The organism is Quisquiliibacterium sp. (genome assembly GCF_982640115.1).
On sequence record NZ_CEXFHW010000138.1, the window covers coordinates 1 to 10,912 of the forward strand.

A 10,912-nucleotide genomic window follows, 5' to 3' on the forward strand; every position below is an offset into this window, starting at 1 on the left:
GCAACCGCAGCCTGCTGCTCGCCCGCCTCGGCGAGCGCCTGCTCGGCATCTCGGCGCAACGCAGCCTGCCGCGCTGGCGCTCGCGCAGCTATCTCGCGCAGGCGCGGCGTGAGGGGGGCGCAGCGGCCGGGGCCGCGGCCGCGCCGCCCGTCGCGTCGCAGGGCCTGTCTCGAGCTGCCGACGCAGGCGCGGCCGTTGCCGAGAACCGGGATCGCCCGCCGGTGCTGCTCTGGGCCGACACCTTCTCCAACCACTTCGAGCCCGAGAACCTGCGCGCGGCGCAGCGCGTGCTGCAGGCCGCCGGCTACCAGGTGGCACCGGCCATGCCCCTGCCCGACGATCCCGACCGCGCCCCGCTGTGCTGCGGCCGCACCCTGCTGTCGGCTGGACGGGTGGCGCAGGCCCGCGACCAGGCGCGACGCGTGCTCGCTGCGCTTGCGCCGCATCTCGAGCGCGGCGGCGTGGTGGTGGGCCTCGAGCCCTCCTGCCTGCTCACCCTGCGCGACGAGTTCCTCGCCTTCGGGCTGGGCGAGCCGGCGCGGCGCCTGGCCGACGCCGCCTTCCTGCTCGAGGAGTTCCTGGTGCGCGAGCAGCGCGCCGGCCGCTGGCAGCTCGCGTTCTCGCCGATCGGCGCCACGCGCGCGCTGGTGCATGGCCACTGCCACCAGAAGGCCTTCGACGCCTTCTCGCCGGTGATGCAGGTGCTCGGCTGGGTGCCCGGCCTGCAGGCGAGCGCCGTCGAGTCGAGCTGCTGCGGCATGGCCGGCGCCTTCGGTTACGAGGCCGAGCACCGAGAGATCTCGATGGCGATGGCCGAGGCGGCGCTGCTGCCGGCGGTGCGCGCGGCCTCGGCCGACACCCTGATCGTGGCCGATGGCACCAGCTGCCGGCACCAGATCAGCGACGGGGCGCAGCGCGAGCCCCTGCATGTCGCACGCATTCTCGAGATGGCGCTGCCCGCCACTGCGCCGGGCGGCTGAGCCGCGAGGCTATGATCGGCGCGTCACCTGACGCCGCCGACCATGGCCCACCCACCCAGCGCCCCCGCGCCCTCATCCGCGCCCGCCACCGGCGGCCCTGCCCCGCGGGCCCGCAATCTGCTGTTCGTGATGTGCGACCAGCTGCGGGCCGATCACCTCTCCTGCTACGGCCATCCCAACCTGCGCACGCCGGCGCTCGATGCGCTGGCCGCGCGCGGCACGCTGTTCGAGAACGCCTTCGTGCAGTCCGGGGTGTGCGGCCCCTCGCGCATGAGCTTCTACACCGGCCGCTATGTGTCCAGCCACGGCGCCACCTGGAACCGGGTGCCGCTGTCGGTGGCCGAGTTCACGCTCGGCGATCACCTGCGCGCCGCCGGCCGCGAGCTGTCGCTGCTCGGCAAGACCCATGTCATGCCTGATCTGCCGGGCCTCGCGCGCCTGGGGCTCGACGAGCACCACGGCCTGGGCCAGCTGCTCGCCCGCGGCAGCTTCGTCGAGGCGTTGCGCCATGACGGCCACCATGCCGAGCCGCAGGCCGACTATGCGCAGTGGCTGCGCGCTCAGGGCTACGCCGGCGACGATCCCTGGACCGACTGGGTGATCTCGGTGACCACGCCCGAGGGCGGCAGCGCCTCGGGCTGGCAGATGCGCCATGTCAACCTGCCGGCGCGGGTGCGCGAGCCGCACTCCGAGACCGCCTACACGGTGGGCCGTGCCATCGACTTCATCCGCGCCGCCGGCGACGCGCCCTGGGCGCTGCACCTGTCGCTGGTCAAGCCGCACTGGCCCTATGTGGCGCCGGCGCCCTACCACGCGATGTTCGAGCCCGGCGATGCGCTGCCGGTGCACCGCGATCCGCGCGAGCGCATCGACCCGCACCCGGTGTACGGCGCCTACCTGCGCCACGAGGAGTCGGTGAACTTCGCCCGCGACGAGGTCTGGTCGCGGGTGCGTCCGGCCTACATGGGCCTGGTGCGTCAGGTCGATGATCACCTCGCCCGCCTCTGGTCGGTGCTGGCCGAGACCGGCCGCTGGGACGACACCCTGGTGGTCTTCACCGCCGACCACGGCGACTACCTCGGCGACCACTGGCTGGGCGAGAAGGAGCTCTTCCACGACGCGGTGCAGCGGGTGCCGCTGATCGTGGCGGCGCCCGGTCAGGCCGCGCCGGGCCGGCGCGAGTCCCGTCTGGTGGAGGCGGTCGATGTGCTGCCCACGGCGCTGCAGGCCCTGGGCCTGCCGCCAGCGCGCCATCGGGTGGAAGGCGAGAGCCTCATGCCGCTGCTCGACGGCCAAGCCCCGGCGCACTGGCGTGAGGCGGTCTTCTCCGAGCTCGACTATGCCTACCGCCGGGCCCGCCTGCTGCTCGGCCGCCAGCCCGATGAGTGCCGGGCCTGGATGGTGCGCACCGCCACCCACAAGTATGTGCACTGGCAGGGTCTGCCGCCGCAGCTCTTCTGCCTGCAGCATGACCCGCGCGAGGTCATTGATCGCGGCCGTGATCCCGGCCTCGAGGGCGTGCGCGACGCCATGCGCGAGCGCCTGCGTGAATGGTCGCTCGGCCTGAAGCGCCGCACCACGGTCAGCCTCGACGACATCGCCGCCCGCACCGATGCCCATCGGCGCGCCGGCGTCTTCTACGGGCAGTGGTGAGCCGGGCCTGCGCCCGACGCGTCCGCAGCCCCTCACCGCTCATCAACCTCAAGGAGACAGCATGAATCGAGTCGACGGCAGGGTCGCCCTGGTCACCGGCGCGGCCGGTGGCATCGGATCGGCCAGCGCCCGCCTGCTGGCGAAGGCCGGCGCCATCGTGGTGGCCACCGACATCCGGCCGGCCGATGGCCAGGCCCTGGTGGCGGCGATCACCGCCGAGGGCGGTCGCGCCGAGTACCACGCCCACGATGTCACCAGCGAGCCGCAGTGGGCCGCCCTGGTCGCCGATGTCCTGGCGCGCCATGGCCGGCTGGATGTGCTGGTGAACAACGCCGGCCTGTACCGCCACGGCCGCATCGAGGACGCCGACATGGCCGACATGGACCGCCTCTTCGATGTCAATCTCAAGGGCGTCGTGCTCGGCACCAAGCACGCCTTCCTCGCCATGAAGCAGCGTCCGGCCGATCTGCCGATGGCCAGCGTGATCAATCTCTCGTCGATCGCCGGCCTGATCGGCTCGGCCAACAGCGCCCTCTACTGCATGAGCAAGGGCGGGGTGCGGCTGTTCACCAAGGCAAGCGCCATGGAGGCCGCCCATCTCGGCTACCGCATCCGCTGCAACTCGGTGCATCCCGGCATCGTCGACACCGACATGGCGCGCGGCGTGGCCGCCTCGATGGTCGAGCGCGGCGTGGCGCCGGGCCAGGTCGAGCAGATGATGGCCGGCTCGCACCCGATCGGGCGCATGGCCCAGGCCGAGGACATCGCCCGCGGCATCCTGTTTCTGGCCTCGGATGATGCCTCGTTCATGACCGGCAGCGAGCTGGTCATCGACGGCGGCTGGACGGCGCGCTGACCGCCCGCCCCCGGGCCGCGGTTCAGCCCAGGTAGTCCTCGGTGGCGGCGCGGGCGCCGCCCTCCAGGCGATCATCGGCCACCATGCGGGCGATCGCCGCCGCCACCACCGCGGGCGAGCGCAGTTCGCCCGCGTTCTTGCGCTGGATGAACACGCCCACCGCCGGAAAGTCCTCGGCGCTGGCGGCGCGGATGTCGGCCTGCATGTCGGTGTCGATCACGCCGGGGTTGATGTTGATCGCCCGCACCGGGTGGGGCAGGGCGGCCTGCTCCACCGCCAGGGTGCGCACGAAGTGCTCCAGGCCGGCCTTGGCGCCGCAGTAGAGCGACCAGCCCGGCAGGCTGCGCTGCGCCGCCCCCGAGGAGATGTTCAGCAGGGTCTTGCGGCAGGCGTGGCCCTGGAAGGCCGCCACCGCCGCCGCCATGAACATCACGGGCGCGGCATAGTTGGTGTGGATGTTGGCGAGCACCGCCGCCGGGTCCTTGCCCGACACCGGGCCCATGGGCGCGAGCACGCCGGCGTTGGCCACCAGCAGGATCTCGTCCCAGGCGCGGGCGGCCAGGGGCGCCAGCGCGGCGCGCACCAGAGGGTCGGCGGCACCGGGGTCAGAGAGGTCGACCTTCACCGACCAGGGATGGGGGGCTGAGCGAGAGAACTCCAGCACTTCCCAGCCCAGCGCCCGGTACTGGCTGGCCAGCGCGAGGCCCAGGCCGCGCGAGCCGCCGCTGAGGACGAGCAATCGGTTTGTCATGAGGATCCGGGCCGGCAGGCCCGCCGTGGATGGAAAGCCGCGAGTATCGCTCAGCCGCGCAGGCGGTCGCGTCGCGGGTGCGGCCTCAGGGGCCGGGCGCGGCGGAATCGGACGGCGGGCTTTGCGTTGCGGGCAAAACCCCTTGAACCCGGATCGGCGTTGTCCGGCCGGCGCGCGCGGGCGGATAATCCGGCTCCCGTCACTGGCGTCGTGGCCCGCGGCTGCGCCCGCCTCACCGAGATTCCGCCATGGATCCGCAATTCCGCAAGGCCGCCCTCGAATATCACCAGCAGGGCCGCCCCGGCAAGATCTCCATCGCGCCCACCAAGCAGCTGGTCAACCAGCGTGACCTCGCCCTGGCCTATTCGCCCGGCGTGGCGGCGGCCTGCGAGGAGATCGTGGCCGATCCCGCCGCCGCGTTCCGCTACACCAGCCGTGGCAACCTGGTGGCGGTGGTGACCAACGGCACGGCGGTGCTCGGCCTGGGCAACATCGGTCCCCTCGCGGCCAAGCCGGTCATGGAGGGCAAGGCGGTGCTCTTCAAGAAGTTCGCCGGCATCGATGTGTTCGACATCGAGATGGCCGAGAACGACCTCGACAAGCTGGTCGACCACATCGCCGCGCTCGAGCCCACCTTCGGCGGCATCAACCTCGAGGACATCAAGGCGCCCGACTGCTTCTATGTCGAGCGGCGGCTGCGCGAGCGGATGAAGATTCCGGTCTTCCACGACGACCAGCACGGCACCGCCATCGTGGTCGGCGCCGCCCTGCTCAACGGGCTCACCGTGGTGGGCAAGCCGATCACCGAGGTGAAGCTGGTGTGCAGCGGCGCGGGGGCCGCGGCGCTGGCCTGTCTCGACCTGCTGGTCGACCTTGGCCTGCCGCTGGCCAATATCTGGGTGTCGGACCTGGCCGGCGTGGTGTGGCGTGGCCGCACCGAGCTCATGGACCCCGACAAGGAGCGCTTCGCGCAGCCCACCGAGGCCCGCACCCTGGACGAGATCATCGAGGGCGCCGATGTGTTCCTGGGCCTGTCGGCGGCCGGCGTGCTCAAGCCGTCGATGGTCAGCCGCATGGCATCGCGCCCGCTGGTGTTCGCGCTGGCCAATCCCACGCCCGAGATCATGCCCGAGGAGGTCAAGGCGGTTCGGCCTGACGCGATCATCGCCACCGGCCGCACCGACTATCCCAACCAGGTCAACAATGTCCTGTGCTTTCCCTTCATCTTTCGCGGCGCGCTCGATGTCGGGGCCACCACCATCACCCGCGAGATGGAGATTGCCGCGGTGCGCGCGGTGGCCGATCTCGCCCGCGCCGAGCTCTCCGATGTGGTGGCCGCGGCCTACAGCTCGATGCCGATGCAGTTCGGTCCCGAGTACCTGATTCCCAAGCCCTTCGATCCGCGGCTGATCGCGCGGATCGCGCCGGCGGTGGCCAAGGCGGCGATCGACAGCGGCGTGGCCACGCGGCCGATCGCCGACTTCGACGCGTATCGCGCCCAGCTCGAGCAGTTCGTCTACCACTCCGGCAGCTTCATGAAGCCGATCTTCAGCTCGGCCAAGATGGCGCGGCGCAACCGCATCGTCTATGCCGAGGGCGAGGATGAGCGGGTGCTGCGCGCGGTGCAGGTGGTGCTCGACGAGAAGCTCGCCCATCCCATCCTGGTGGGCCGGCCGGCGGTGATCGCGCGGCGCATCGAGCGCTACGGCCTGCGCATGAAGCCGGGCGTGGATGTGGAGGTGATCAATCCCGACCTCGACGAGCGCTACCGCGAGTTCTGGACCGAGTACTGGCAGCTCACCGAGCGCAAGGGCGTCACCGCGCAGTACGCCAAGATCGAGATGCGCCGGCGGCTCACGCTGATCGGCGCCATGCTGGTGCGCAAGGGCCTGGCCGACGGCCTGATCTGCGGCACCTTCGGCACCCACGCGCTGCATCTGCATTATGTGGATCAGGTGATCGGGCGGCGCCCCGGTGCCACGGTGTACGCCGCCATGAACACGCTGATGCTGCCCAACCGGCAGCTCACGCTGGTGGACACCCATGTGAATGTCGCGCCCACCGCCGAGCAGCTCTGCGAGATCACGATGATGGCCGCCGAGGAACTGCAGCGCTTCGGCATCCTGCCCAAGGTGGCGCTGCTGTCGCACTCCAACTTCGGCACCTCGAGCAGCCCCAGCGCGGTGATGATGCGCGAGACCCTCGCCCTGCTGCGCGAGCGCGCCCCGCACCTCGAGGTCGACGGCGAGATGCATGGCGACGCCGCCCTCGACGCGCAGTACCGTCACGGCCTGATGCCGCGCTCCACGCTGCGCGGCGAGGCCAACCTCCTGGTGATGCCCACCATCGAGGCGGCCAACATCGCCTACAACCTGCTCAAGACCACCGCCGGCAACAACATCGCCATCGGCCCGGTGCTGCTCGGCGCGGCCCGGCCGGTGCACATCCTCACCCCGTCGGCCACGGTGCGCCGCATCGTCAACATGACCGCCTGGGCCGTGATCGACGCCAATGCCGAACGCTGAGCTGCGCGCCCGCCTCGCGGGCCGCCAGCCGGGCCCGTTGCCAGGCCTGGCGCCGGCAGCCGTCGGGCGCCGCTGGCTGGCCGTGCTGTGCGGCTGCCTGCCGGCGCTGCTGCTCGCGCTCGCCCTGCTGGTGCCGGCGGCCCATGCCCGCGACAACACCGGGGCCGGCGCGAGCGGCGCGTCGGGCGCCACCGTTGCCCTGGCCGAGCTGCCCCCCGAGGCCCGCACCACGCTCGCCCTGATCCGGGCTGGTGGACCTTTCCCCTACGACAAGGACGGCACGGTCTTCGGTAACCGCGAAGGTCTGCTGCCGCGTCAGGCCCGCGGCTACTACACCGAGTACACCGTGCGCACGCCCGGCTCGCGCGATCGCGGCGCGCGCCGCATCGTTGCCGGCGGCGATCCTCGTCGCTCGGGCGAGTACTGGTACACCGGTGATCACTACCGCAGTTTCCAGCGCATCCGCGAGTAGGCCGCGCCCCCAGCATTCCCGAGCGTCCGCGAGACACCTGCCATGACCCAGCCTTCCGCCCCCTCCGCCCCCTCCGCCGGCATGCCGCAGCGCCTGGATGCTGCCGGGCTGGCCGCCTGGGCGCAGCGTGCCGCGGGGGCGGGCGAAACCGTCCTGCGGATCGATCTCGCCGGTGCGGGCGATCGCGCAGCCATGCTCGCGCGCATCGCCGCGGGCCTGGGCTTTCCGGCCCACTTCGGCGGCAACCTCGATGCGCTCTTCGACTGCCTGACCGATCTCGCCGTGCCGCCTGCCGGACTGGCCTGCGTGCTCGCCGGTTTTCCTGCACGCACCGCGCTGGCCGATCGCGAGGCCCTGCTCGGCGTGTTCCAGGAAGCGGCCGAGCACCTCGCCGCGCGTGACCGGCGGCTGCGGGTGGCCTACTCGGTGGGCGTGGCCAGGGGCGACTGAGCCGGGCCGAGGTCGCCCAGCACCGACTGCAGCACCACCACGGCGGCGAGGCCGGCGGTCTCGGTGCGCAGCACTCGCGGCCCCAGGCTGGCGGGCCGCAGGCCGGCGGCCCGGGCCGCGCCGAGTTCCTCCTCGCTCAGGCCCGACTCCGGGCCGATCAGCAGTTCGGCCCGGCTCGGCCGCAGACACGCGGCGTCGGCGGCCAGGCCGGCCGCGGCCTGCGGGCTGAGTACCCAGCCCGTGGTCTGCGCATTGCGCCCGGCCAGCCAGCGCGCCAGGGGCTGCGGCTCGGTGATGAGCGGCAGGCGGTCGCGCCCGCACTGCCGGCAGGCGGCCACCACCAGACGCTGCCAGTGGGCCAGCCGCCGGGCCGCGCGCTCGGCATCGAGCCGCACCACCGAGCGCGCCGAGCTCACCGGGCGAATGACGCTCACCCCCAGCTCCACCGCCTTCTCGATGGTGAAGTCCATGTGGTCGGCGCTGCTCAGGCACTGCACCAGGCTGAGCGCGAGCGGGCTGTCGGGCAGCGCCGGCTCGGGCGCGAGCAGCCGCACCATCGCCTGATCGCGGCCCGCGGTGACGAGTTGCGCCGCCCAGCGCGCGCCGTGTCCGTCGAAGGCCTGCACCGGGTCGCCGGTCCGCAGCCGCAGCACCCGCAGCGCGTGGTGGGCCTGGGCCTCGTCCAGCACGATCTCCTGACCGGGTTCGCGCAGACCGTCGACCAGCAGGCGCGGGGTCATGGCGGCACGGCCGTGCGGCGGGCTCAGCCCGCCGGCAGCAGCTCGCGATAGAAGTTGGGCAGGGCGAAGAGCGCGCCGTGCATCTCGGGGTTGTACAGGCGCAGCTCGCCGATGCGCCGCTGCGTCAGCCGCCGCGCCACCTCGGCCGCGTCGAGCGCGCAGGGGTCGAGGCTGTCGGAGGCGCAGGCCAGGCCCCAGTAGGCACCGTAGAGCGGCACGAACACGCCCATCGGGCGCACCACCCGGAACACCGCCGCCAGATCGGCTAGCAGGCGGCGCACCCGCTGCGGCTGGTACACCGGCGAGCCCAGGTGCAGGCTGATCGCGCCGCCCGGCGCGAGCACCCGCTGCGCGGCCCGGAAGAACTCCCGGGTGTAGAGCGGCGCGGCCGGCGTGTCGGGGTCGGTGAGGTCGAGCACGATCAGGTCGAAGCGCTCGGTGGTATCGCGGGTGTAGGCGAAGCCGTCGCCGACCACCACCTCCAGGCGCGGGTCGTCGAAGGCGCCGCGATGCACGCCCGTCAGGTGGGTGCGGGCGATGCGGATCACCTCGGCGTCGAGCTCGGCCATCACCACCCGGGTGATGTCGGGGTGCTTGAGCATCTCTTCGCTGCTGCCGCCGTCGCCGCCGCCCACGATCAGCGCGCTGCGCGGCCGCGGATGGGCGATGGCCGCGCCATGCACGATCGGCTCGTGATAGAAGAACTCGTCGCCTTCGGAGGTCATGAAGGCGCCGTCGAGGCGGAACAGCCGGCCGAACTGACGGGTCTGGAAGACCTCGATGCGCTGATGCGCCGAGCGCAGGCTCTCAAGGCGGCGCTGGGCGCGCAGGCCATAGACCGCTTCGGCGTTGAGCGATTCCAGCAGCAGCTCGTCCTCGGTGCCCGGCTCGCCCTGGCCGTGATGGTCGGCCTCGGGCGTCTGGGCCGGGCCGCGCAGCAGCCGGTTGGTCACCCGCCGCCGCGGCGCGAACGCCGCCACCAGCGACTCCATCAGCAGCTCGGCCTTGGCCGAGTTGTCGGTGGAGAAGTTGCATACATAGACATCGAGGGTGACGCCGGCCCGCTCGGGCCAGGTGTGCAGGGCGAGGTGCGATTCCGCCAGCAGCACCGCGCCGGTCACCCCGCCGGGCTGGCCCTGCCAGGGCGGGAAGGTGAAGAAGCGTTCATCCACCCGGGTGAGGCCGGCGCGGGCTACCACCTCGGCGCACAGCGCCGAGAGCTGCTGGGCATCCACCAGCAGCGATGCGCCGCCGGGATGGCCTTCGCAGCCGCAGCCGTACAGATCGGCGGTGAGGTGCAGTCCTTGCATGCGGCGGCTGGGTGGGATGGGGCGCGGGAATCCGGGGCGCGAGGCAGGCGCGAACCGGGCGGGAAAAGCCGGCGAGTATAGCGGAGCGACCTCGCCCCGGATCTCGGCATGCGCACGCTCTTGGTAGAATGAGCGGTTGCCCGCCGTGCCCGACCGACGCCCGTCCATGAGTCAGCCCGAGTCCGCCAGCCCCTCGTTCAGCGCCCACCCTGCCGGTTCGTCCGGGCCTGATGCCGCCGCGCAGGCGCGCATGGCCGACACCCTGCGGCTGCTGGCCATCGATGCCGTGCAGCAGGCCAGCTCCGGCCACCCCGGCATGCCGATGGGCATGGCCGAGATCGCGGTGGCGCTGTGGGCGCGCCAGCTGCGCCATGATCCCGCCGATCCGGCCTGGCCCGACCGCGACCGCTTCGTGCTGTCCAACGGCCACGGCTCCATGCTGCTCTACGCGCTGCTGCACCTCACCGGCTACGAGCTGCCGCTGGAGGAGCTGCGCGCCTTCCGGCGGCTGCACTCGCGCACGCCCGGCCATCCCGAGGTCGGTCTCACCCCGGGCGTCGAGACCACCACCGGTCCGCTGGGGCAGGGCGTCGCCACGGCGGTCGGCATGGCGCTGGCCGAGCGCATGCTCAACGCCGAGTTCGGCGATGTTGTGGACCACCGCACTTATGTGCTCGCCTCCGACGGCGACCTGATGGAGGGCGTGAGCCAGGAATCCATCGCCATCGCGGGCCACCTCAAGCTCAACCGCCTGATCGTGCTGTGGGATGACAACGGCATCTCCATCGACGGGCCGCTGTCGGTCTCCGATTCCGTAGACCAGTTGAAGCGCTTCGAGGCCGCCGGCTGGGCCGCCGTGCGCGTGGACGGCCACGATCCCAAGGCGATTCTCGCCGCCGTCGAGCAGGCGCAGGCCGCTGATCGCCCGACGCTGATCGCCTGCAAGACCACCATCGGCTACGGCGCCCCCAAGCGCGCCGGCACCTCCAAGAGCCATGGCGAGCCGCTCGGCGCCGAGGAGATCGAGGGCGCGCGCAAGGCGCTCAACTGGCCGCATGAGCCCTTCGTCATTCCGCAGGACATTCTGGACGCCTGGCGCGCCGCCGGCGCTCGCGGGGCCTCCGCCCGCGCGGCCTGGGGTGAGCGGCTCGCCGCCATGGATGGGGCGAAGAAGT

At 72.4% G+C, this 10,912-nt stretch carries 10 protein-coding genes; 7 read left to right on the top strand and 3 right to left on the bottom strand.

The features are described 5' to 3' along the window. The 3 genes from AC2H6A_RS14295 to AC2H6A_RS14305 form a co-directional block, all read left to right on the top strand. On the top strand, positions 1 to 980 hold a 980-nt coding region (locus AC2H6A_RS14295), incomplete at its 5' end, for a (Fe-S)-binding protein (protein WP_484274270.1). 42 nt (positions 981 to 1,022) lie between these two features. Continuing rightward, complete coding sequence (locus AC2H6A_RS14300) at positions 1,023 to 2,633, top strand: sulfatase-like hydrolase/transferase (protein ID WP_484274271.1); 1,611 nt, start codon at positions 1,023 to 1,025, stop codon at positions 2,631 to 2,633. 61 nt (positions 2,634 to 2,694) lie between these two features. After that, the gene (locus AC2H6A_RS14305) at positions 2,695 to 3,489 is read left to right on the top strand and encodes an SDR family NAD(P)-dependent oxidoreductase (RefSeq protein ID WP_484274272.1); all 795 of its coding nucleotides are present in this window, start codon (positions 2,695 to 2,697) and stop codon (positions 3,487 to 3,489) included. A 22-nt stretch (positions 3,490 to 3,511) separates the two neighbouring features. Here the strand turns inward: AC2H6A_RS14305 and AC2H6A_RS14310 are convergent, their stop codons facing one another. Next, a complete protein-coding gene (locus tag AC2H6A_RS14310; RefSeq protein WP_484274273.1) occupies positions 3,512 to 4,240 on the bottom strand; it encodes an SDR family NAD(P)-dependent oxidoreductase in 729 nt (242 codons plus the stop codon). 248 nt (positions 4,241 to 4,488) lie between these two features. On the opposite strand from AC2H6A_RS14310, the gene AC2H6A_RS14315 reads away from it, so the two are divergent. From AC2H6A_RS14315 to AC2H6A_RS14325, 3 genes are read left to right on the top strand one after another with little or no spacing between them, the layout of a single operon-like run. Beyond that, positions 4,489 to 6,765, top strand: coding sequence for an NADP-dependent malic enzyme (locus tag AC2H6A_RS14315; RefSeq protein ID WP_484274274.1), 2,277 nt, complete (start codon positions 4,489 to 4,491; stop codon positions 6,763 to 6,765). Further along, positions 6,752 to 7,237, top strand: coding sequence for a guanyl-specific ribonuclease (locus tag AC2H6A_RS14320; protein ID WP_484274275.1), 486 nt, complete (start codon positions 6,752 to 6,754; stop codon positions 7,235 to 7,237). Before AC2H6A_RS14315 ends, AC2H6A_RS14320 begins: the two co-directional genes overlap by 14 nt. A gap of 42 nt (positions 7,238 to 7,279) precedes the next feature. Then, positions 7,280 to 7,687 (top strand): barstar family protein, encoded by a 408-nt coding sequence (locus tag AC2H6A_RS14325; protein WP_484274276.1) that lies wholly within the window; start codon positions 7,280 to 7,282, stop codon positions 7,685 to 7,687. On the opposite strand, the gene AC2H6A_RS14330 is transcribed toward AC2H6A_RS14325, so the two are convergent. Both AC2H6A_RS14330 and speE read right to left on the bottom strand, forming a co-directional pair. Beyond that, entirely contained in the window at positions 7,657 to 8,427 is a 771-nt protein-coding gene (locus AC2H6A_RS14330; RefSeq protein ID WP_484274277.1) for a 16S rRNA (uracil(1498)-N(3))-methyltransferase, read from the bottom strand. The two genes, AC2H6A_RS14325 and AC2H6A_RS14330, sit on opposite strands and share 31 nt — an antisense overlap. Positions 8,428 to 8,450: 23 nt before the next feature. Beyond that, positions 8,451 to 9,737 (bottom strand): polyamine aminopropyltransferase, encoded by a 1,287-nt coding sequence (gene speE, locus AC2H6A_RS14335; protein WP_484274278.1) that lies wholly within the window; start codon positions 9,735 to 9,737, stop codon positions 8,451 to 8,453. A gap of 250 nt (positions 9,738 to 9,987) precedes the next feature. On the opposite strand from speE, the gene AC2H6A_RS14340 reads away from it, so the two are divergent. Beyond that, a partial coding sequence (locus tag AC2H6A_RS14340) for a 1-deoxy-D-xylulose-5-phosphate synthase N-terminal domain-containing protein (protein ID WP_484274279.1) occupies positions 9,988 to 10,912 on the top strand: 925 nt, incomplete at its 3' end.